The organism is Streptomyces filamentosus, assembly GCF_014654895.1.
In the GTDB taxonomy this organism is placed as follows: domain Bacteria; phylum Actinomycetota; class Actinomycetes; order Streptomycetales; family Streptomycetaceae; genus Streptomyces; species Streptomyces filamentosus.
On sequence record NZ_BNBE01000003.1, the window covers coordinates 22,666 to 40,123 of the forward strand.

The window sequence follows — 17,458 nt, forward strand, 5'->3', positions numbered from 1 at the left end:
GTGGTCCTCAGCTCTGCTCGGACTGGACGGCGTCACGGATGCGCTGGGCGTACACCTTGGAGCGGCCAAGGAGCTTCGCAACGGCGGGCGTGGAGAACTGCTCGGGGGCGGCGGCGTGGAGCTTGCGGGCGGCGTCGAGGTCCGCTTCCGCGAGGGGCTCCGTGGCCTCCTTGTAGCGCGGCGCGGAATCACCCTCCTTCCCAATCCTCCCAAGGGCTCCCGGGCCCTTGGCGGGGCCTCCGGACGGCTTCTTGGGGGCGTTCTTCGCAGGGCTTCCGCCGCCCTCACCGCCGCGTCCGAAGATGTCGGCGATGAGCTCCTCGACGGCAAGGTGTCCGGCGGTGTCGAGGTGCTCGGCGACAACCTGCTCGACGTACTCGCGGGCAGCGAGCTCGACAGCAAGCGTCTCGATCGTCTGCCCCAGCGGGAGGCCCTTCACGGACTTCCACGCCTCCGCCCACAGGTCGGCCGCCTTCACGTTCGCCGGCCCGTTGAGGGTGAGGATCTGGTAGCGGGCGTACACGTCCGGGTGGTCGGCCGCGCGGCGGGCCTCGTCCCACGCCCGGTCCCGGCTGATGGCGCCGAGCGGGTGCGCGGCGAGGATCCGCTCGTACTGCGTCCACGCCTCCGGGTAGAAGGTGCGGCGCTGCTCGTCCTGCGCGGCGAGCGCCTCGTCGGCAGCGGCCTTGTCCGCGGCGGCCTTCGCCTCGTGTGCGGCCCGGCGCTCGGCCTCGACAGTCCGCTTCTCGTCGGCCTGCCGGGTCTTCTCGACCGCCTCGGCGTCGAGTTCGGCCCGACGCCGGGCCAGCTCGGCCTCGGCCTGCCGTGCCGCAGCTTCGGCAATCTTCCGTTCGATGCGGGTGGCCTTCGCGCCGGCAGCGCGGGCCCCGAACTCGTGGATGACCTTCAGCGCGGGCCCGGCGATCGACGCGAACCCGCCGACGATGCCGAACGCGGCGCCGATCTCGGCGTGGGCGAACCCGTCGTAGACGTTGACCCCGGCGGCGAACGAGGCGCACAGGCCGACACCCAGCAGGTAGTGCCACACCATCCGCCGACCGGAGATCGCGGCCTCCGCCTGGCGGATGAACACCCACGCCAGGCCCTCCAGGAAGATCGGGATGGCAACTTCCCACCAGCGCTCCGGCGTCCAGAACGCCCGCAGCTGCAGCGGCAGAGCGACGACCAGGGCGGCGACCACGCCGACGTTGACGGCCTTCGCGGCCCGCTTGTCGCGCTTGTCGGACTCCCGCAGTCGGGCGGCCTCCTTGCGGGCGGCCGTGTCCTTCTCCTCCTGGGCGGCGCGGTCGGCTTCGGCCTTGGCGGCACGGGCCCGCTCGGCTTCCTCAGCCGCTGCTGCGGCCTCTCGGGCGATGCGGTCGGCTTCGGCCTGGGCGGCGGCGAGCTTCGGGGCGTCGAGGATCTCGCGCCGGCGCCGGTTCGCTTCAGCGTCGGCGACCCTGACCGCGGTCTCGGTCCGGATCTTGTCCGCGTTCGCGGACTGCTCGGTGAACGACGTGCCGCTCACGATGGATCAGTCCCTTCAGGTGTTGGCGCGCTGCGACGGGATGGTGGGCTTGAGGAGGCGGACGGTCGTCGGCGTCTCGGTGAGGCTGGTGGCGAGGGCGGCACTGACAGCGAGGGCGACGAGGGTGATCCGCCACAGGACGGACACCTGCGGGCCGAAGACCCAGGCGAGGCAGCCGAGGACAGCGAACGCGTGGAGGATCCGGACGGCCTGGGGGCGGTCGACGGTCACCGGACCGCCCCCATCAGCACGGACCACAGCCGGTCGTCGCGGCCCCAGACCGGGTCGTAGAAGGTCAGGTGGACGCCGTGGGAACGGAGCTCGCGGAACGCCTGCCGGCCGATGCCCTCCCACTCGCGGGCGAGCTGGTTCCGCGGGTACTTCACCGTAATCCCGGTGATCGGCTGGCCATCGCGGTCGGTGAACGGCACCGGCACCGCCGGCACCCGGTTGTTGCGGATCACGCCCAGTCCGGCAGACTCGGCAGCCCTCATCGCCCGCTTCAGGAGCGGGCCACGGTCGTCGATGAAGGTCTCCACGTAGGCCTTCTGCCGCCAGTGGGCCCCGTCGTAGCCGCGGCCGGCCAGCCCGGGCTGGCTGTCGACGGTGACGATTCCACCTCGGTTCAGCACGACCAGGCTGGGGACCAGGTGCAGCGTCTCCGAATCGGGCCGGCTGTCGAGATAGCCGGGCCGGGCGGAGATCCGACCCTCCAGCCAGCCGGCCATGTTCTGGCCCAGGTCGGCGATCGTGCGGGCGTCACGCCAGACGTTGCCCATCAGGACCACCGCCACTGCTCGTTGGCGGACGCGGCACGGAGCGCGGACTCTCCGATCTGGCGGGCCATGGCGGCCCACTCCGACGGCAGGTAGCTGGCGGCGAGGAGGAGCGCTTCGCCGACCTTCCGGGCCTGCCGGGGCTTCACCTCGAACGAGTCCCCGGACCCGGGGCGCATGACGGAGGTGATGGTGCACTGATCGCCGCGGGTGAGGATGCCACTGCATCGGTGGACGAGCTCGTCCACGTCGCTGTACGAGTAGCCGTGGCGGGTGCCGCCGTGCGAGATGTACCAGCCCATGACGGGCTCCCTTCGGTGGGGTGGTCAGGCGTCGGGCAGGTCGAGGGGCGACGGGCCGCCGAAGTGGGCGAGACGGTCCAGCCGGTACTGGCCGGTCGGGTAAGCCGCCCAGTCCTCCCCGGTGAACGGCATCTCGCCATCGGGGCCGGCCATGTCGACGGCCAGGCGGTCCCCGGAGAGCAGGTCGGCGGCGAAGGTGGTCAGGCCGGCGGCGACATCAGCGAGCTGAACGGTGGGCTTCGGGTGCTTCGGCTTCCGAGAGAACAGGGCCATGACGGGACTCCTCTTCGGCTAGAAGGTGGGCTTGAAGTTGCTGCGCTCGCGCTTCGCGGTCAGCAGACGGGTCTCGGCCTCTCGCAGCTCGTTCTTCGCCTCGTCCCGTGCGCGGATCGCGAAGTCCCGGCCCTCGTGGTCCTCGCCGCGGTTGGTCATGCTGCGGACGATGCGGTCCCACTTGTCGATCTCTCGGCGGGCGTCGGCGGCGGCCTTGGCGGCGGCTTCCTCGCCCGCCTCCAGCCCGGCGGCGAGCTGGCGCATCCGGCCGACGTACTCGGAGTTCTTGCTCTTGCGGTTGAACAGGCCCATGACGGGCTCCCTTCAGTGGGTTAGCGGAGACGGACGGCGCTGGACGGGACGTGGTGGATCTGGCCCTGCCGGGCCCACACGCCGCAGTCCTCGACCTGCACCTCGGCGGTCCGGCCGTTGTCGGCGAGGACCCGGACGCGGATCGTGGTGCCGGTGCGTGTGAGCTCCGGCCAGATCGCGGACTCGTCGACGACGTGCACGTCAGGCCGCGGCGGGCTGGTAGTCGTGGGCGTCGAGCTCGGCGACGAGCGACGAGGCGGTCGGGTTGGCGCGGTCGTAGGCGACGGCCTCCCAGCGGGCCGCGGTGGCCTCCCGCTCGGTCTGGGCCGTGACGTAGGAGTGGATGATCTGGAGGCGGGCGTCGTGCTCCGCCCAGGCCAGCTCGGACTCCAGCGGCATCGTCAGCAGGGCAAACGTGGTCATGGCAGGGCTCCTTCAGGTGCGTGGGATGGTCTGGTGGAGTGCCCCGGGCCGGATCCGATCCGGCAGCATCACGCCGGGTCCGGGGCTGTGGTGGGCTAGTTGGAGAGGCGACGGACCTCGACGATGAGGTCTCAGCGGCAGGCGAGCGGATTCGGGCCGGTCCCGCGCTGCTCGGTGTTCGCGCCGTCACGCTCGGCGATGCTGGCGATGCGGGCGTCGGGGATGGTGAGCGTGTAGTCGCCGTAGTGGAGGACCACGCAGTCCATGTCGCACTCGAAGGTGTCGAGGGTCTCGGAGTCGGCGCCGATCGCGGCGAGTTCCGGGACGAAGTGGGCCTTCTGGCCCTCGGAGTAGACGTCGCCGCTCGTGGTGCGGATGACGAACTTGGGCATGACGAATCTCCTCGTGGCAGAGGTGGAAGGGTGGGGAGCCGGGGCCGGCAGCAGGGGGTAGGACTGCCAGCCCCGGCAGTACAGGGGTGCGGGCTACAGGCCCAGCAGGTGGTACGGGAAGCGCTCCGACTGGTGATCCACGGACCAGGCACGCAGCCAGCACCAGCGGAAGGAGAAGTCGGCGATGCCGAGCTTCAGCAGAGCCAGCGCCCGGTGATGCCCGTCCGAGACGTAGATGTCGTGGTAGCGGTCGTCGACACCGAGGAGGATCGGCTTCCGCTGGCCCTGCGGCAGCGACTCCATCAGCCCGGCGAGGACCTTCCGGTCCTTGCTGCGGCTGTCGAAGTCGCGGGCCGCGTGACCCCACGTGGGGTACGAGCCGGGGCGGATGGCGTCGTCGTTCAGCAGGCGGGTCGGCAGGGTGCCGACGTACCTGCTCACCGTCGGCTGTTCTTGTTGCGCTCGGCGAGCTTCCGCGACAGCTCCTCGCGCTCCTCGTCCGTCAGCGGCGTAGCAGCCGTGCGACGGATCGAAGCGGAGGGCCGAACATAGGAGGCGGCCTCGTGGGCGGCGATGTCAGCCGCAGACATCTCGAACACGGCGATCACCGGGCCGAGGGGATGCGGGCCGGCTGCGGGGCCGGGGCGGGCATCTGGATGACGATCGGGCCACGGCCCGACTTCCGGCCCACCAGGACCAGCCGGCGCTCCGGCGCCGCCGCCTTCACCGGACACCGCCGAACGAGCGGGACTCCAGCGAGGCGGGCAGCGGGGCCAGGTCGGTACCCAGCAGCCGGCCGACCAGCACGCGGGCCATCACGTCCCGGTGCGCCGCCGAACGGGCCTTCGGCAGGACGATCTGGATCCGGCCCGAGCGGGGCTTCAGGGCGACACCCTCGAAGACGTCGTACTCCGCCGGGGCATCCAGCACCTCCGCGTCCACCTCGGCCAGCAGATCAGCCAGAGGAACGGAGAGGAGACGGGCGGGGGTGAGGGGCTGGTCGCTCATGACGCCACCGCCAGGTCGCTGGCGGGGATGCCGCGGTCGGCGACGTACTGGTCGAAGGCGGTGCGGCTGATGCGGATCGTGCCGCGGCCGGCGCCCACGCGGTAGGCGGGGAGGTCGCCCTGGCGGATGGCGAGGTAGACCGTCGACACGTCCACACGCAGGGCGGCGGCAACTTCCTTCGCTCTCAACGGAGCGATGCCGGGGGCGGTTACGACCGCCTCCACGGTAGAGTTCTCCTGCATCGGTTCTCTCCTAAGGGGCACGATGCGCGGCCTCGACGGGCTCAGTGTTCGCAGCACTGAGACACCCCCGTCGGGGCCTTTTGCATGATTTGGCCTGCCTTGCCCTGTTCCCGGGCTCGGCGTAGGACTAGGATGTTCTAGAAGGATTGCTAAGTCAACAAGCTTCCAGAAGATTCTAGGAGATTGAGAGATTCCATGACCCGAGACCTCTCCCACCTGCCCCCCTACCGCCGAATCGCCGAACAAATCATCGAGAGAATTCGCACAGGCGCTCTGCAGCCCGGTCAGGCGACTCCCTCTGTTGACCAGATCATGCGAACCGAGAAGGTGAGCCGCGCGACGGCTGCACGCGTCATCTCAGTCCTGCGTGATGAGGGGTGGGCTAACGCCATCCCCGGGGTAGGCACCATCGTCAAGGAGCGACAGCCACTCACCCAAGGCGCGAGCCGGATCGGCATGGTGCGCGGCGGTGGCTCGGGCCTGCTCGACGGCGAGACGGTCGAGTTCGTTGAGGCCCGTACCGAACCGGCCAGCCAGGAAGTCGCGGACGCGCTCGGCGTCGAGGTCGGCGCTGACGTCGTACTGCGCCGGCGGCGCTACATCGACGGCGCAGGTGTTTCGGTCGTCTCGACCACGTGGGTCACGTCCGCGCTTGCCGAGCGGCTGCCCGCGTTCACGCAGCCCGAGAAGCTGCCGAAGATGACGATGGGCTACATCGAGGACCAGACCGGCCGTCGGGCCACGCAGCAGCGCGAGACGCACTCCGTCGACTCCGTACCCGAGGACATCTCTGCGCAGCTGGACGCTGAGGCCGGCGAGCGAGTCCTGAAGGTGACCAACCGCTACGTCGACCAGGATGGCGAGCCGACGGAGTACGCCGTCGACTGGCACGCGCCGCGGCGTAGTTGGGTCGACGAACGCCCCGTCGAGTAGTGCGGTCAGCGGATGAGCAACACCTCAGCCGCGCGCGAGAAGGCCCCGCCGGATGTCCGGCGGGGCCTTCGCTGTACTGCGGCTAGCCGCCCACTTCCTCATTATTGATCATCTGTAGCTGCATGCGCTTCCACTCTTCAAGGGCCTGGCTCAACTGCTCGGGTGTCGCCCCCTCTGCGGCGCGCACGACGACGATGATCCGCGCGTCAGAATCCCCCAACTCGATGACCTTCGAGTCGACAAGGTCTCCGATGCCGAGTTCGTGAGCCACGGCAAATGGCAGGTCGGCATGGGGCGCCGATGCCTCGGGCTTCGCGGACGGCGGTTCTTTCGCGGGAGGTCCGGACGCCGCACCTGCAAGGAGCTGTTCGATGTGCGCGTCCGGCCAGCCGAGGATGGTCGCGATCTCTTGCATCTTGCGGCTGATCCTCTTGCGTGGATGGCCGCTCTCAAGGTTCTGGATCGTGGAGCGAGAGGTGCCAGCTCGTTCCGCCAGCTCCTCCTGCGACAGCCCCATTGCGAGACGCGACGCCCTGAGCGCATCGGCCACGCTCTGCCAGTTCTCTTGCATGCCCCCATGGTGCACAGGAGCATGGCCTATGCCAAGTTAAAGCCTCAGAAAGTAGAGAACTACTTGCACAGTGACCATCTAAAGCTTAGTTTTAGCGCGACAGGCCCACCCGGTACTTGGCGGTTCGGAGTGGGCCCTGCGATCAATCCACTGCGTGTACAGACAGGAGAGACCATGCCCATGGTCGCATCCCCCGACGGCCCCAGCGAGAGCGGGGCCGTCGAGCGTTTCAGCTTCGAAGGGTCGGAGGTCCGGACAGTGATCCGCGACGGCGAGCCCTGGTGGGTGGCCCGCGACGTCTGTGCGGTGCTCGCCATCCGCAACGTCGCCGACGCGGTGGCCAGCCTGGACGATGACGAAAGGGGGGTCGCCACTACCGACACCCTCGGCGGCGTCCAGCAGGTGGTCACCATCAACGAGCCGGGCCTGTACTCGCTGATCCTCCGCTCGCGGAAGCCGCAGGCGAAAACCTTCAAGCGCTGGGTCACTCACGAAGTGCTCCCTGCCATCCGCAAGACCGGCGGCTACGGCCAGCCCCCGCAGCCTCGCGAGATCACGGCCGCGGCGGGCCCGGTGCCGTACCGGGAGCAGGCGGAGATCCTGTCGATCCTGCGCCCGGTCCTCCCGGAGGCCTACGCGACGGCGACGGGCAAGGTCATCATGGCGCGCGTGATGGGCGAGCGGCCGGAGCTGGAGTCGTCGGAGACGCCGCTGTACGCGTCGACGTTCCTCGCCGAGAAGGGGCACAAGCCGAAGACCGTCGCAAAGTTCCAGTCCGGCTTCGGCTCGCGGGTCTCGAACCGGTACTTCAAGGTGCACGGCCGCCGCCCCGGCAAGATCCCCGGCCCGGCCGGCTCGCGCATCGACCAGGTCGCCGCGTACACCGAGGACGACCGTCCGATCCTGGAGCAGGTCTACCAGGAGATCGCCGACATCATCGACGACTTCGAGGGTGGCGGCCAGCTCCGCATGTCCGCCTGACCCCGCCCCACTCCTGAAGCCCGCCGGCCCACCCCCGGCGGGCTTCGGTTCGAGTGCTGTTCTGTCGATGAGAGGTGCCGTTTGAGGATCGATGAGGCTGTCGCCGAGGCGTTGGACGCGATTGGCGACGATGCTGTTTACGCCGAGGCCCGGGGGCTGTTGGTGAAGGCGGATCGGCTTCTGCGGGAGGGGACGTCTGGGGAGGCCGCACGGGCTCTTGATGAGGCATTGAGGGTGCTGGACGCGGCCTGTCCGTTCTAGTGCCCCTGAACCGCACCCGCCCCCAGCCCGCCGGCCCACCCCCGACGGGCTTCGTCGTACCCGCCCGCAGGCGAGCGCCCGCCGTCGGGGCCAGCGGGCGCTCGGTGGGGGTTCTGCGGGTGGGGCGGGTTCGGATGCGGGGGCGATCAGTCGTCAGTGGGCTTTCGGCGCCAGCGTTTGACAGTGGTGATGCCAACACCGATCCGTTCCGCTGCTGCCTTGTTCGTCATGCTGCGGGTTCTGTTGATGGCGTCCTGCATTGAGGTGAATCCTGAGGCGTGGGCCTTGGCTTCTAGGGCGTCTTGGCGGGCTTGCTGTGCGGCTGGCAGGGTGCGGTGCGCTCCGGCGGCCCGGGCTGCCTGGATGGTGGGCAGGTTGTCGGTGCCGGCCCGTGCCTTGGCACTGCGGCGGAGGAGTTCCTCTTGTGGGAGTGCCGCAGTGCGCATGCGCCCTACGAGGTCGGGGTCGTCGGCCATGGCGGCGGTGCGGGTGCGGGAGAGGGAGGCTCGCACGTCGTCGGCCATGAGTGCTGTGGTGGCGGGGAGGCGGTGCTCGGCCCGGTATTCGGCGGCGGTCATCTGGTGGGTGCGGGCGAGGTGGGGGCCGAGCGAGCGGTAGCGGCGGCCGCAGGTCAGGCAGGTGACGAGTCCGTCGGGGTCGGAGCCGGCGCGTCGCCGGGAGCGCACTTCCCCGCGCTGGCTGATGTCCTGGAGGGCTGCGAGTTCGTATAGCAGGGCGCGGCCTTTGACGCGGCAGGCGACGGGGGCGGGCCAGCGGTTTTTCTGCTGCTGCATGACGGCTTTGAGGCTGCCGGGTGCGTAGCCGAGGAGGGGTTCCGCCTCCCTCCTGGTGACCAGGCGGGAGGCGGGTTCGGGGAGGCTGGGGGTCACGCGGCTACTTTCCGGCTTTGTCGGTGCGTGCACCCTGCCCGGGGCGGCTGGCCAGGGCTTCACGGACGTCGCCGGCGAGGTAGATGGCCTGGGGGCGGCCGGAGTCGGGGTGGGGGCGGTAGCTGTGAGGCTGCACGCTGAGTCGGGACATCGCTTTCGAAGCGGCTTTCGCGGGCTCCTTGGCCTGGGACTTGAGCTCGTCACGGCCGATGGCGTCGAGGGTGAGGAACTCGTAGCGGGCGACGATCTCCCAGAAGTCGATGCCCTCGATGATCTCCTTGATGTCGAGGTCGCCTTCCCAGTCCTTGTCGGCTTCGTAGGCGGGGCCGATGAACTCGTCGCCGGTGAGGAAGACGTGGGTGGGGAGGGCGTCGTTGATGGCCTTGGCCCATTCGTCGGCGATGGCGTCGACGTCGTAGTCGTTTCCGTAGTCGCCGAGGGCGGTGATGACGCTGGACTTGATGGTGAGCTCGTGGCCCTGGTGGTTGAACCAGGAGCCGTAGTTCATGGTGGTGACCATGGTGATGTCGTCCTTCCCGAGGTGGGTGTCAGAGGGCGGTGATTGCGGCGCGGACGGAGGTGAAGATGCGGTCGGCGATCTGGTCGCGGCTGAGGTCGCGGGGCCGGCCCCATCCCCACTTGATGTGGACCTTGCTGTCGGCGGCGTCGAAGTAGACCTTGTCGACGGCGGTGGCGAGGCGGGCGCCTTCGGCGTTGGAGATGAGGTTCCCGTCGAGTGACGCGCCGCTGATGCTGCCGGACTTGTAGTGGCTGAGTTCGAGGCCGGGGACGGTCTCGAAGGCGTTGAGGTAGACGCGGTCCATGCCGTTCTTCTGCCAGCGCCGCCCGCCGATCGCGGTCATGGTCTCGATGGTGAAGGTGGCGGCCTTGCGGATGGGGGTCTTCATGGCGCCGATGGCGATGCGTCGGGCGAGGGAGGCGGTGTCGATGATCCAGCGGCCGGCGTGCTTGGTGGCGGCGATGACGCCGCGGCGGCACCAGATGCGAATGGTGGCGGTGGTGACGCGGGCTTCGGTGGCGGCTGCGGTGGTGTTCATCGGGGTCCCTCCTTTTCGACACCCCCAACCTTGCCGTACGTACGGCGAGGTGTCAATGGAGAACCCCCCACTCGTTCGAGTGAAGGGCTCTACCGCGTCCCGACCCGCCTACAGCCCACCCGCCCGCGTCTGCATGATGGCCCGGACCTCGATGGCATCGGCTTCGGCTTCGATGGCGTCGGCGCCGCTGCGGAGGTCGCATTCGGGGTCGTCGGCGAGGCCGCGGTGTCCGTCGGCTATGGCGCGGAGGAGCTGCACGACTGCGGTGGCGGGGATCCATGCCTGCCCGTCGGAGGCGGGCGCCATGGGGATGACGTCGCCGACGCGGAGGCCCTGATAGTCGCTCATGCCGCGGCCCGCCTGTCGGCGAGGGGTAGCCGGAGAACCTCCGTGTGCCCGTACTCGGCGCCGCAGGCCCGGCATGTTTCCCCATCGGTGGAAAGCGTGACACCGAGGGTGGCGCCACAGGGGCACTGGACTCGGACGCGGATAGGGGGCTTCTCCCCTTCGACAACCGCCGAGCACTGGCGGACCATGCTGTGAATCTCTCGAGCGAACTCATCGAGAGCGGGATGCTTGAGTGCCGCCTGGCCCAGGTTGAGCCGGAGGGTGCGGACGGCGTGGTCGATGCGGTGCTGCAGCCGGCCGCCTTCTCCGATGTCGGCGAGCCCGTAGGTGGCCCAGTCCTTGACCCAGGATTCCAGGTTGCTGACGATGCCGCCGTTCGCGACGAGGTTCAGGACGTGTTCGCTGGGCGGCATGCTGGATCCGCGGGTGCCGGAGACTGCGGGGCCGCCGCTGCTCTTGCCGGGGGTGGTGCGGAGGCAGAGCCGGGCATAAAGGCCGCGGGGTCCGGCGATGGACTGCAGGTTCCGGTCGACGTGCTGCTGGCAGAGCCGGCAGATGAGGCGTCCCTGCTCGTCGTTCCAGAGGTCGCGGTTGCAGATCGTGCAAGCGGGGTTGTGGTCCACGGCGGCTCTCTCCTTGCTGGCGGTGCGGTGGGTCAGTGGCTGATGTGGATCTCGGCTGCGGGGTGGGCGAGGCAGGCGATGCGGAGGCGGGCGAGGTAGTCGAGGGCGCCTTCGTAGTCGCCCCAGCCGTTGCGCGGGTTCATGGCCTGGTAGTGGTCGGGGCGTTGCTGCATGTCGTGGACGGCGCGGGTGAGGGCGTCGCTGCAGTCGCCGGCGCGTCGGCCGTGGAGGTCGGCGAGGCGGTGGCCGAGGGCGTCGTGCCACATGCCGGCGACGTTGGTGGTGTAGTTGCCGATTTCGGCGGCGCAGTAGTCGATGGGCTCGGGGTCGCCGGTGTCGACTTGCAGGTAGAGGCTGATGTCGTAGCTCACGTCTGCTCCCAGTGCATGGCGTAGGCGTCGGTGTGGGGGCCGGCGTGCTGGGCGGGCCGGATACAGCGGTCCTTCGTGGGGGTCTCGGTGGTGCACTGGCTGGCGGGCTGACCGTGGAGGAGGTCGTCGGTGGCGCAGGGGTTGGGGCAGTCGATGCGTGCGCAGGTGACGTGTCCGCCGGTGCCGAGGAAGAGGCTGGTTCCTCGGCAGGCGGGGCATCGGCCTTGGACGGCGGGGTTCGGGTCGGGCGGGGTCATCGCTCGCCCTCCGTACCGCTGACGGGCCCGAGGTCGATGACGTGGTCGCCGTCGACGCAGTGCGAGGAGACGCAGCGGCCGACGGGTGTGGCTTCAAGGGCGGCGTGGACGGCGCGCCAGATCATGGCGTTGCGGTGGACGGGGTCCGGCGGCATGTGGTCGCCGAGCTCGCAGATGTGGGCGTACACGGCGTCGTAGGCGGGCTGTCGGGGATCGGACATGAGGGCTCCCTTGCTAGGTGTGCGGTGGGTCAGTGGCTGGACTGGAGGGTGTCGAGGACTTCCCGCAGGTCGTTCTGTGCGTCGCGGTAGCCGTTGCCCCATTCGCCGCGGTGGGTGACCTCCTCGGCGGCGAGTTCTTCGAGGGCCTGGATGACGCCTTGGAGGCGGCTGACGGCGAGGCCCCGGCGGATGGCTTCGCGGCGCCATTCGGTGAGCTGCTGGTCTCGGACGCGGAGGACGGCGTCGCGGACGGCGTGGACCATGTCGGGGCCGGTGCCGCCGGAGTTGAGACCGATGGCGCATTCGATGTCGCGGGCGTACTGCTCGCTGTCGGAGGGGTTGGCGGGGCCGGCGGTCGCGTCGCCGCGGAGGACGCGGAGGAGTGCGTCGCGCTGGTCGGCGGGGAGGTTGCGTCGGGCCCAGTCGCGGGCGGCGTCGAGGCGGGTCTGGAAGGTGACGGCGAGACGCTGGACGACCTCAAGGCTCTGCGTGCCCTTCTGGGGCCCCGGAGCGACCCGACCCTCCCCGACTACCTCCGTGCCCTGTTCGGCGCTTACGCGGCCACTCAGACCCTCTCCTGCCGCCTTGTTAGGGTTCACGCTGCCTCCTGGTTCGCGTTGCTGCGGTTTCTCATGGCTTGCCGGTGGGCTCGTTCGCCGAGTCGGCAGGGCTCGCACTGGGTGGGGTCTTCGCCGCGGCGGCGGTGGGCTTCGTAGCCGGCGTGGTCGCCGTGGCGTCGGGGCCGGCCGTCGAGGATCCCGGCCTGGCAGGCGAGGAAGACGGCGTGGACCAAGGTGGTGGCGCCGAGCTTGCCCATGAGCCGATGCCTGGCGTCCTGGACGGCAACTGCCGACTTCCCTATGGCGCGTGCGGTGGCGGCGATGGTGAGCCCGTGGGCGGCGTGCTGGAGAACGGCAAGGTCGAGTTCAGTGAGCTGCCCGCCGGGGGCGAGGGCGCGTGTCACAGCGTCTCCAGGACGTCGTCGACGGCCCGGCTTTGCGGTACCCGTCCGCCGCCGCAGGGTCGGCCGTGGTCGTGGAGCGGGTAGAGGGCGGGGGCGTGGAGGTCTCGGGCGGCTTGCTCGTCGGGGTCGATGCCGGCGCGGCGGTCGGCTTCTTGCTCCCAGTCGTCGGGCCAGAGCTCGAACTGCGTGGCGGTGGCGTTCACGGTGCTCCTTGGTGCGGGCCGCCCCTGGTGGTGGGGCGGCCGGGGGTTGGTCGGGTCAGGCGGTGGTGTCGAGGACGGTGAGGGTGGGGCAGGGGGAGCAGACTCCGCAGTGGGCGCAGGGTTGGGCGTGGGCGCCGTGGTGCTCGCAGCCGAACGGCTTCCAGCTCCAGTCCCAGCCGGGGGCGTGGAGGGCGCGGACGCGTGCGATGGCGGTCTCGGCCTGCTCGACGCGGGTGAAGTGCCGAAGGTGCCGGACGCTGCCGAGGATGTCGGTCCCGGCCGCGCGGCCGATTGCGGCGAGGGAGGCGTGCGGGATGTAAGTGCCGCGCTCGTTGACGTCCCACTGGGCGACGGCGCGCTGGTAGCAGGCAACCTTGGACTCGGCTTCCTGGGCCCGCCGGTTGAGGCGCTGGATAGTGGCGTACAGCTGGTCGAGCATGTCGTCGGTGAGCTGGTCGAGGCGGGGCCGGTCGGTCATCGGTTCTCCGGGGTGTCGAGGACGTAGCCGGTCTTGGTGTGCTGCTCGCACTCCCACTTGGCGCCGATGTTCTTGCGGTAGTGGCGCATGGTGATGAGCTCGGCGGTGAGTCCCGCGCGGGCGGCCTGGTCGCGTTCCCGCTTGGTGCGGTGCCAGTGCTCGGCGGCCTGCTCGGGGGTGGCGAGGGTCCAGTTGTCCTCGACGACGGCTACGACGGCGGAGACGATGCAGCCGCAGGGGCGACGCTCGATCCAGGCGCACTCGTCGAGGGGTTCCTGCTGGCCTTCCACGTCTGCGTAGAGGATGGTCATCGGTTGTCCTTGCGTCGTCGGGCGGCTCGTCGTGTGGCGCGGTTGGGTCGGGGCTGGGGTGTGTGCTCGCCGTGGGGGTTGCTGCTGGGGCCGGTCACGGCTGGCTCCCGGTCTTGGCGAGGGCCCGCTTGCAGGCGGTGCAGGTGACGGGTTCGGCGTCGGGAAGCCAGCGGTCCTCGGGGCAGGTGATGCTGCCGCAGGTGGTGAAGACGGCGGCACTCTGGGCGGGCTGGACGGCGTGGATCGGGTCTGTGCCGACGAGCCGGACGCGGGTGGTGGGCTGGGTCACGGCTGGCTCCCGGTGATGGCGCGGGCAACGGCAAGGGCGGCGCCGACGAGTTCGCAGGCGTAGTCGTCGCAGGCTTCGCGGTCGTGGTCGTCGCCGAGCTCGGGCCAGACGTCGACCATGGCGGCGGCGGTGTCGAGAAGGGTGCGGAGTTCGCCTCGGAGGCTGATGTCGATGCGCTGGTCGCCCATGCGGACGCGCTCCTCAGCGGCTCGGAGTTCGTCGGCGGGGCTGGGCTGGGTCACGGTGTCTCCGGGGTGTAGGCGCGGGTGAGCTGGCTGGTGGTGGTCCAGCGGCCTCCGGGGCGGGGCTGGCCGGTGGTGGGGTCGATGTCGGCGATACGGATGCGGGTGCCGGTGGTCTCGGTGACGGTGACGCGGAGGCCGGTGGTGTACCGGGACAGCCAGACGCTGCCGACGGTCGGGCTGGGCTGGGTCATCGCTCGCCCTCCACGGCCATACAGCGGAGCATGCTGACGATGGCGGTACGTTCGCGGTTGCGGTCGACGGCGTCCTGCCCCATGCCCTCGTAGGCCTCCACGCGGCCGAGGACGGCCTCGATGGCTTCGTCGAGGATGGCGGCGCGGTCGACGCCGTGTGCTTCGGCCGGCTGCCCGACAGCGGGGGCGGCGAACTCTTTCCTCTGGGGCAACGGTTCGCTGAGCACCTGGAGGACGGCGTCGGCGTGGTCGCCGTACTCGTCGGGTTCCAGCATGTCGGTGTCCCAGGTGAAGCCCTCGGCCTCGCAGATGGCGCGGCGGAGGCGGTCGCGGAGGGTGGGCTCGGTGTCGTCCTGTCCGGTGGTCTGGCGGGCGGCGGTACGGGCGGCGTCCCGGACCGTGGCGGCGAGCTGGGCGTACACGCGGCTGGCCGTGGGGTACTCAATCCCGGCGGCGTCAATCGCCTCGACGAGGTGCGCAGTGGCGTCGTCGAGAGACGGCGTGCAGCGGTGGCAGAAGCCGTGGACGGCACAGTGCTGGGTACTGCGGCAGGGCTTGGGCTGGTCGGTCATGGTGGGCTCCTGGTCAGGTGGTGGGGTGGGTGATGCGGTACGCCTCAACGGCCGTCCTGCCGTTGACCCGGTAGCCGGGGGCGAGGCGGCGGGCCAGGGCGAGCGCGTCGTCGAGATGGGGCCGGGTGATGGCGGCGTCGTAGTCGAGGGACCAGTAGCCGTCCACGCTGACGATCCAGGCGGCGCCGTCGGTGATGCCCCAGCCGTCCTGGCGGAGAACGACGTTCAGGGCGTAGGCGCGGTGGTTGATGTCGTCGGCGGGCAGGAGGGAGACGGTGTACCGGGTGGCGGTGACGATGACCTCGGGCAGGTCGGTCATGGTGGGCTCCTGGTGGTGGGGGCCGTCCCGGAGGACGGCCCGACGACAGAGGGTCAGGCGGAGACGAGCGGGCGCGGCAGGACCGCGCGGTCAAACCCGGCTCGCCAGGCGTCGCACTCGCAGAACACGCTTCGCGCCGGGTGCTCCTGGCATCCCGCCCGGTACCGGTCGACTGCGGCGACCTGACTGGGGTGCGCGGGCCGGACGAGGCCGACGCTGCCGGTGGGACCCGGGAACCCGTTCCAGGTGGAGCGGACGGCGTACCCGCGTCGCTCCAGCTCGGTGGCCAGGCCCGGCAACTCGGCGGGCGTGAGCGGGTTGCCCGGGACCATGTCGCCGTGGGGGCCCTCCTTCCACGCCGGCTTCGTCACTCCGATGACAACGATGGGCAGTGCGACGGTGCTGGTCGGTGCGAAGGCGAGGAACCGATTCCCGGCGATCGGGATCTGCTGGCTGTGGTGGTGCATCCAGGCGTCGGCGGGCTGCTCGGTCTCGTACAGCCACCGAAGTCCGGCGGTGAGGGCGTCGTCGAGGGAAAGGCGGTCGGTCATGGTGGGCTCCTGGTGGTGGGGGCCGTCCCGGAGGACGGCCCGACGGCTGGGGGTCAGGCGGAGGGGCGCGGCGGGAAGACCTCGTCGAGGAGGGCGCGGATCTCGTTGGCGTCGCGCTCGTCGAGGTCGGCGGTGAGCAGGTTCCTGGACCGGCCGGCGTACTTCGGGCCCATGAGCCGGTAGCCGTGGCCGTTGCCCTCGTCGTCGACGGCGTTGAGGCTGATCTGGTGAACGGGGAACTCGCGGTCTCGGCTCGCAGAGTCGAGGGTGACGGTGAGCCTGCGGGCGGGCTGCTCGGTCATGGCTGCTGCTCCTGGTGGTGGTTGGGATGCTGGGGGTGGTCCCGCTCGCGTGGCCTGCGAGCGGGACCGGGGGCGGGTCAGGCGGCGACCGCGACGGCGTGCTCGGGGACAGCAATGCCGGTGGCCGCGGAGACGACATGCGCGCCAAGACGGGGCGGGACGGCATTGCCGATCTGGAGGGACCGCTGGCCCTTGTTGCCGTGGAACGGGTGGTCGCGGCGGAAGGACTGGAGGACGGCGCCTTCTTCGGGCTCCAGGCCGAGGTGTCCGCCGGCCTGTTTGCCGCCGACGTGGCCGACGGTGCCGGAGATGGTGCGGGAGGGCTGGCGCCAGGCCCAGTGGGTGGGGTCGTTCATGGCGGCGCGCATGGCCTGGCGGGTGGCGTTGCCGAACGGTTCGGCGCCGCCGGTGTTCGCGCCGCCCCCGGTGACGGTGGGTGCGGGGCGCTGGGTGTAGCCCCAGCCGAGGGCCTCGGCCATGGTGATCCAGCGGGGCAGGCTGCTGCCGAACAGGGTGTCGCCCGGGTGCTGGGTGTGCGTGGGGTCGGGGGCGGTGGCGTGCCGGGTGCGGGAGGCGATGAGGATGGCGCGGCGCCGGGTCTGGGGGACGCCGTAGTCGGCGGCGTTGAGGATCCCGGTCCACACGCTGTAGCCCCAGCCGCGCAGGTACACGGTGTACTGCTGCCACAGGGGGAGGACGTCGGGGACTTCCTCCATGCACACCCATTCGGGGCGCAGGTCGTACAGCCAGCGCATGGGTTCGGCGGCGAGGATGCTCCGCTCGTCCTGGCACGCGGTCCGCAGCACCGCTCGGGTGTCGCGGCCATGGGCGAGGTCTTCGACGGCCTGGTGGACGAGGGGCTGGTCCTGGAGGCCGCCGCGCTTCCCGGCGCGGGACCATGCCTGGCACGGCGGGGAGGCGATGAAGCCGGTGGTGCGGCCGGCGAACGGGCCCGTGGGGTACAGGGCTACGTCGGTCTGGACGGTGAGGTGGCCGGCGGCGGCTGCGGTACGGCAGGCGGAGGTGTCCCATTCGAGGCCGATGTCGCGCAGGCCGAGGAGGCGAAGGCCCTCGGACCAGCCGCGGGGTCCGGCGAACAGGTCGACGATGTCGACGGGGCGGGTCACGGGTTCTCCTGGGCGGGTGTGGTGGTCCAGCCGGCGGTGGCGAGGTAGGTGGCGACGCGGGTGGCGCGGTCGTGGTCGGGCACGGCGGGCTCCTTCGCGGGTAGGGTCGGGGTGGGACGCCCCCGCTTACCTCGGG

The 17,458-nt window shown here is 70.6% G+C and carries 37 protein-coding genes; 2 read left to right on the forward strand and 35 right to left on the reverse strand.

Features of this window, described 5'->3' with window-relative positions:
- Positions 1–7: 7 nt before the first annotated feature.
- The 13 genes from IE326_RS27375 to IE326_RS27435 form a co-directional block, all read right to left on the reverse strand.
- The gene (locus IE326_RS27375; protein WP_190043567.1) at positions 8–1,528 is read right to left on the reverse strand and encodes a hypothetical protein; all 1,521 of its coding nucleotides are present in this window, start codon (positions 1,526–1,528) and stop codon (positions 8–10) included.
- A gap of 15 nt (positions 1,529–1,543) precedes the next feature.
- Positions 1,544–1,759 (reverse strand): hypothetical protein, encoded by a 216-nt coding sequence (locus tag IE326_RS27380; protein WP_190043568.1) that lies wholly within the window; start codon positions 1,757–1,759, stop codon positions 1,544–1,546.
- The gene (locus IE326_RS27385) at positions 1,756–2,307 is read right to left on the reverse strand and encodes a DUF6919 domain-containing protein (protein WP_190043569.1); all 552 of its coding nucleotides are present in this window, start codon (positions 2,305–2,307) and stop codon (positions 1,756–1,758) included. Before IE326_RS27385 ends, IE326_RS27380 begins: the two co-directional genes overlap by 4 nt.
- On the reverse strand, positions 2,307–2,606 hold the full coding sequence (locus tag IE326_RS27390) for a DUF7739 domain-containing protein (RefSeq protein WP_190043570.1): 300 nt from the start codon (positions 2,604–2,606) through the stop codon (positions 2,307–2,309). The genes IE326_RS27385 and IE326_RS27390 overlap by 1 nt, the downstream gene beginning before the upstream one ends.
- Positions 2,607–2,630: 24 nt before the next feature.
- Positions 2,631–2,879, reverse strand: coding sequence for a hypothetical protein (locus IE326_RS27395; protein ID WP_190043571.1), 249 nt, complete (start codon positions 2,877–2,879; stop codon positions 2,631–2,633).
- A gap of 18 nt (positions 2,880–2,897) precedes the next feature.
- Positions 2,898–3,191 (reverse strand): hypothetical protein, encoded by a 294-nt coding sequence (locus IE326_RS27400; protein ID WP_190043572.1) that lies wholly within the window; start codon positions 3,189–3,191, stop codon positions 2,898–2,900.
- 20 nt (positions 3,192–3,211) lie between these two features.
- The gene (locus tag IE326_RS27405) at positions 3,212–3,391 is read right to left on the reverse strand and encodes a hypothetical protein (protein ID WP_190043573.1); all 180 of its coding nucleotides are present in this window, start codon (positions 3,389–3,391) and stop codon (positions 3,212–3,214) included.
- Position 3,392: 1 nt separating this feature from the next.
- Entirely contained in the window at positions 3,393–3,614 is a 222-nt protein-coding gene (locus IE326_RS27410; RefSeq protein WP_190043574.1) for a hypothetical protein, read from the reverse strand.
- 131 nt (positions 3,615–3,745) lie between these two features.
- Positions 3,746–4,006, reverse strand: coding sequence for a hypothetical protein (locus IE326_RS27415; protein WP_190043575.1), 261 nt, complete (start codon positions 4,004–4,006; stop codon positions 3,746–3,748).
- 93 nt (positions 4,007–4,099) lie between these two features.
- On the reverse strand, positions 4,100–4,447 hold the full coding sequence (locus tag IE326_RS27420; protein ID WP_190043576.1) for a hypothetical protein: 348 nt from the start codon (positions 4,445–4,447) through the stop codon (positions 4,100–4,102).
- Positions 4,444–4,596: a hypothetical protein gene (locus tag IE326_RS27425; RefSeq protein WP_190043577.1), complete on the reverse strand. Its 153-nt coding sequence runs from the start codon at positions 4,594–4,596 to the stop codon at positions 4,444–4,446. Before IE326_RS27425 ends, IE326_RS27420 begins: the two co-directional genes overlap by 4 nt.
- A gap of 133 nt (positions 4,597–4,729) precedes the next feature.
- Complete coding sequence (locus IE326_RS27430; RefSeq protein WP_190043578.1) at positions 4,730–5,014, reverse strand: hypothetical protein; 285 nt, start codon at positions 5,012–5,014, stop codon at positions 4,730–4,732.
- On the reverse strand, positions 5,011–5,256 hold the full coding sequence (locus tag IE326_RS27435; protein ID WP_190043579.1) for a helix-turn-helix domain-containing protein: 246 nt from the start codon (positions 5,254–5,256) through the stop codon (positions 5,011–5,013). Before IE326_RS27435 ends, IE326_RS27430 begins: the two co-directional genes overlap by 4 nt.
- A 195-nt stretch (positions 5,257–5,451) precedes the next feature.
- Between IE326_RS27435 and IE326_RS27440 the strand changes: the two genes are divergently transcribed.
- Entirely contained in the window at positions 5,452–6,189 is a 738-nt protein-coding gene (locus tag IE326_RS27440; protein WP_190043580.1) for a GntR family transcriptional regulator, read from the forward strand.
- Between the two features lie 82 nt (positions 6,190–6,271).
- Here the strand turns inward: IE326_RS27440 and IE326_RS27445 are convergent, their stop codons facing one another.
- Positions 6,272–6,760 (reverse strand): helix-turn-helix domain-containing protein, encoded by a 489-nt coding sequence (locus IE326_RS27445; protein WP_190043581.1) that lies wholly within the window; start codon positions 6,758–6,760, stop codon positions 6,272–6,274.
- A 174-nt stretch (positions 6,761–6,934) separates the two neighbouring features.
- Between IE326_RS27445 and IE326_RS27450 the strand changes: the two genes are divergently transcribed.
- A complete protein-coding gene (locus IE326_RS27450; RefSeq protein ID WP_229915713.1) occupies positions 6,935–7,741 on the forward strand; it encodes a BRO-N domain-containing protein in 807 nt (268 codons plus the stop codon).
- Positions 7,742–8,148: 407 nt separating this feature from the next.
- Here IE326_RS27450 and IE326_RS27455 read toward each other — a convergent pair whose 3' ends face one another.
- From IE326_RS27455 to IE326_RS27555, 21 genes are all read right to left on the reverse strand, one after another.
- Positions 8,149–8,892: a MucR family transcriptional regulator gene (locus IE326_RS27455; protein ID WP_190043582.1), complete on the reverse strand. Its 744-nt coding sequence runs from the start codon at positions 8,890–8,892 to the stop codon at positions 8,149–8,151.
- Between the two features lie 4 nt (positions 8,893–8,896).
- Positions 8,897–9,412 carry a hypothetical protein gene (locus IE326_RS27460; RefSeq protein WP_190043583.1) on the reverse strand — a complete coding sequence of 172 codons (516 nt, stop codon included), beginning with the start codon at positions 9,410–9,412 and terminating at the stop codon, positions 8,897–8,899.
- Between the two features lie 28 nt (positions 9,413–9,440).
- Positions 9,441–9,950 (reverse strand): helix-turn-helix domain-containing protein, encoded by a 510-nt coding sequence (locus IE326_RS27465; RefSeq protein ID WP_190043584.1) that lies wholly within the window; start codon positions 9,948–9,950, stop codon positions 9,441–9,443.
- A 108-nt stretch (positions 9,951–10,058) separates the two neighbouring features.
- Positions 10,059–10,298: a hypothetical protein gene (locus IE326_RS27470; RefSeq protein WP_190043585.1), complete on the reverse strand. Its 240-nt coding sequence runs from the start codon at positions 10,296–10,298 to the stop codon at positions 10,059–10,061.
- A complete protein-coding gene (locus IE326_RS27475; RefSeq protein ID WP_190043586.1) occupies positions 10,295–10,921 on the reverse strand; it encodes a TFIIB-type zinc finger domain-containing protein in 627 nt (208 codons plus the stop codon). The genes IE326_RS27470 and IE326_RS27475 overlap by 4 nt, the downstream gene beginning before the upstream one ends.
- A gap of 32 nt (positions 10,922–10,953) precedes the next feature.
- A complete protein-coding gene (locus IE326_RS27480) occupies positions 10,954–11,292 on the reverse strand; it encodes a hypothetical protein (RefSeq protein WP_190043587.1) in 339 nt (112 codons plus the stop codon).
- The gene (locus tag IE326_RS27485) at positions 11,289–11,549 is read right to left on the reverse strand and encodes a DUF6085 family protein (RefSeq protein WP_190043588.1); all 261 of its coding nucleotides are present in this window, start codon (positions 11,547–11,549) and stop codon (positions 11,289–11,291) included. Before IE326_RS27485 ends, IE326_RS27480 begins: the two co-directional genes overlap by 4 nt.
- Complete coding sequence (locus tag IE326_RS27490) at positions 11,546–11,770, reverse strand: hypothetical protein (protein ID WP_190043589.1); 225 nt, start codon at positions 11,768–11,770, stop codon at positions 11,546–11,548. Before IE326_RS27490 ends, IE326_RS27485 begins: the two co-directional genes overlap by 4 nt.
- A gap of 29 nt (positions 11,771–11,799) precedes the next feature.
- Complete coding sequence (locus IE326_RS27495) at positions 11,800–12,369, reverse strand: hypothetical protein (RefSeq protein ID WP_190043590.1); 570 nt, start codon at positions 12,367–12,369, stop codon at positions 11,800–11,802.
- Positions 12,366–12,734, reverse strand: coding sequence for a helix-turn-helix domain-containing protein (locus tag IE326_RS27500; RefSeq protein ID WP_190043591.1), 369 nt, complete (start codon positions 12,732–12,734; stop codon positions 12,366–12,368). The genes IE326_RS27495 and IE326_RS27500 overlap by 4 nt, the downstream gene beginning before the upstream one ends.
- Complete coding sequence (locus IE326_RS27505; protein WP_190043592.1) at positions 12,731–12,937, reverse strand: hypothetical protein; 207 nt, start codon at positions 12,935–12,937, stop codon at positions 12,731–12,733. Before IE326_RS27505 ends, IE326_RS27500 begins: the two co-directional genes overlap by 4 nt.
- A 55-nt stretch (positions 12,938–12,992) precedes the next feature.
- Positions 12,993–13,415 carry a hypothetical protein gene (locus IE326_RS27510; RefSeq protein ID WP_190043593.1) on the reverse strand — a complete coding sequence of 141 codons (423 nt, stop codon included), beginning with the start codon at positions 13,413–13,415 and terminating at the stop codon, positions 12,993–12,995.
- On the reverse strand, positions 13,412–13,726 hold the full coding sequence (locus IE326_RS27515) for a hypothetical protein (protein WP_190043594.1): 315 nt from the start codon (positions 13,724–13,726) through the stop codon (positions 13,412–13,414). Before IE326_RS27515 ends, IE326_RS27510 begins: the two co-directional genes overlap by 4 nt.
- Positions 13,727–13,820: 94 nt before the next feature.
- The gene (locus IE326_RS27520) at positions 13,821–14,015 is read right to left on the reverse strand and encodes a hypothetical protein (RefSeq protein WP_190043595.1); all 195 of its coding nucleotides are present in this window, start codon (positions 14,013–14,015) and stop codon (positions 13,821–13,823) included.
- Positions 14,012–14,257 (reverse strand): hypothetical protein, encoded by a 246-nt coding sequence (locus IE326_RS27525; RefSeq protein ID WP_190043596.1) that lies wholly within the window; start codon positions 14,255–14,257, stop codon positions 14,012–14,014. The genes IE326_RS27520 and IE326_RS27525 overlap by 4 nt, the downstream gene beginning before the upstream one ends.
- On the reverse strand, positions 14,254–14,451 hold the full coding sequence (locus tag IE326_RS27530; protein ID WP_190043597.1) for a hypothetical protein: 198 nt from the start codon (positions 14,449–14,451) through the stop codon (positions 14,254–14,256). Before IE326_RS27530 ends, IE326_RS27525 begins: the two co-directional genes overlap by 4 nt.
- Positions 14,448–15,023, reverse strand: coding sequence for a hypothetical protein (locus IE326_RS27535; protein ID WP_190043598.1), 576 nt, complete (start codon positions 15,021–15,023; stop codon positions 14,448–14,450). Before IE326_RS27535 ends, IE326_RS27530 begins: the two co-directional genes overlap by 4 nt.
- A gap of 13 nt (positions 15,024–15,036) precedes the next feature.
- Positions 15,037–15,342 carry a hypothetical protein gene (locus IE326_RS27540; RefSeq protein WP_190043599.1) on the reverse strand — a complete coding sequence of 102 codons (306 nt, stop codon included), beginning with the start codon at positions 15,340–15,342 and terminating at the stop codon, positions 15,037–15,039.
- Positions 15,343–15,395: 53 nt separating this feature from the next.
- Positions 15,396–15,893 carry a hypothetical protein gene (locus IE326_RS27545; protein ID WP_190043600.1) on the reverse strand — a complete coding sequence of 166 codons (498 nt, stop codon included), beginning with the start codon at positions 15,891–15,893 and terminating at the stop codon, positions 15,396–15,398.
- 53 nt (positions 15,894–15,946) lie between these two features.
- Positions 15,947–16,195 (reverse strand): hypothetical protein, encoded by a 249-nt coding sequence (locus tag IE326_RS27550; protein ID WP_190043601.1) that lies wholly within the window; start codon positions 16,193–16,195, stop codon positions 15,947–15,949.
- A gap of 77 nt (positions 16,196–16,272) precedes the next feature.
- Positions 16,273–17,322: a DNA cytosine methyltransferase gene (locus IE326_RS27555; protein WP_190043602.1), complete on the reverse strand. Its 1,050-nt coding sequence runs from the start codon at positions 17,320–17,322 to the stop codon at positions 16,273–16,275.
- Positions 17,323–17,458: the final 136 nt, after the last annotated feature.

Bases quoted from the DNA above. Each gene is read 5' to 3' on its own strand.
- IE326_RS27435 (WP_190043579.1), bottom strand. From the start codon at position 5,256: ATGCAGGAGAACTCTACCGTGGAGGCGGTCGTAACCGCCCCCGGCATC.
- IE326_RS27490 (WP_190043589.1), bottom strand. From the start codon at position 11,770: ATGTCCGATCCCCGACAGCCCGCCTACGACGCCGTGTACGCCCACATC.
- IE326_RS27450 (WP_229915713.1), top strand. From the start codon at position 6,935: ATGCCCATGGTCGCATCCCCCGACGGCCCCAGCGAGAGCGGGGCCGTC.
- IE326_RS27540 (WP_190043599.1), bottom strand. From the start codon at position 15,342: ATGACCGACCTGCCCGAGGTCATCGTCACCGCCACCCGGTACACCGTC.
- IE326_RS27465 (WP_190043584.1), bottom strand. From the start codon at position 9,950: ATGAACACCACCGCAGCCGCCACCGAAGCCCGCGTCACCACCGCCACC.
- IE326_RS27550 (WP_190043601.1), bottom strand. From the start codon at position 16,195: ATGACCGAGCAGCCCGCCCGCAGGCTCACCGTCACCCTCGACTCTGCG.
- IE326_RS27390 (WP_190043570.1), bottom strand. From the start codon at position 2,606: ATGGGCTGGTACATCTCGCACGGCGGCACCCGCCACGGCTACTCGTAC.
- IE326_RS27460 (WP_190043583.1), bottom strand. From the start codon at position 9,412: ATGGTCACCACCATGAACTACGGCTCCTGGTTCAACCACCAGGGCCAC.
- IE326_RS27545 (WP_190043600.1), bottom strand. From the start codon at position 15,893: ATGACCGACCGCCTTTCCCTCGACGACGCCCTCACCGCCGGACTTCGG.
- IE326_RS27425 (WP_190043577.1), bottom strand. From the start codon at position 4,596: ATGTCTGCGGCTGACATCGCCGCCCACGAGGCCGCCTCCTATGTTCGG.
- IE326_RS27430 (WP_190043578.1), bottom strand. From the start codon at position 5,014: ATGAGCGACCAGCCCCTCACCCCCGCCCGTCTCCTCTCCGTTCCTCTG.
- IE326_RS27530 (WP_190043597.1), bottom strand. From the start codon at position 14,451: ATGACCCAGCCCAGCCCGACCGTCGGCAGCGTCTGGCTGTCCCGGTAC.
- IE326_RS27395 (WP_190043571.1), bottom strand. From the start codon at position 2,879: ATGGCCCTGTTCTCTCGGAAGCCGAAGCACCCGAAGCCCACCGTTCAG.
- IE326_RS27535 (WP_190043598.1), bottom strand. From the start codon at position 15,023: ATGACCGACCAGCCCAAGCCCTGCCGCAGTACCCAGCACTGTGCCGTC.
- IE326_RS27470 (WP_190043585.1), bottom strand. From the start codon at position 10,298: ATGAGCGACTATCAGGGCCTCCGCGTCGGCGACGTCATCCCCATGGCG.
- IE326_RS27415 (WP_190043575.1), bottom strand. From the start codon at position 4,006: ATGCCCAAGTTCGTCATCCGCACCACGAGCGGCGACGTCTACTCCGAG.
- IE326_RS27440 (WP_190043580.1), top strand. From the start codon at position 5,452: ATGACCCGAGACCTCTCCCACCTGCCCCCCTACCGCCGAATCGCCGAA.
- IE326_RS27485 (WP_190043588.1), bottom strand. From the start codon at position 11,549: ATGACCCCGCCCGACCCGAACCCCGCCGTCCAAGGCCGATGCCCCGCC.
- IE326_RS27445 (WP_190043581.1), bottom strand. From the start codon at position 6,760: ATGCAAGAGAACTGGCAGAGCGTGGCCGATGCGCTCAGGGCGTCGCGT.
- IE326_RS27385 (WP_190043569.1), bottom strand. From the start codon at position 2,307: ATGGGCAACGTCTGGCGTGACGCCCGCACGATCGCCGACCTGGGCCAG.
- IE326_RS27400 (WP_190043572.1), bottom strand. From the start codon at position 3,191: ATGGGCCTGTTCAACCGCAAGAGCAAGAACTCCGAGTACGTCGGCCGG.
- IE326_RS27510 (WP_190043593.1), bottom strand. From the start codon at position 13,415: ATGACCGACCGGCCCCGCCTCGACCAGCTCACCGACGACATGCTCGAC.
- IE326_RS27515 (WP_190043594.1), bottom strand. From the start codon at position 13,726: ATGACCATCCTCTACGCAGACGTGGAAGGCCAGCAGGAACCCCTCGAC.
- IE326_RS27410 (WP_190043574.1), bottom strand. From the start codon at position 3,614: ATGACCACGTTTGCCCTGCTGACGATGCCGCTGGAGTCCGAGCTGGCC.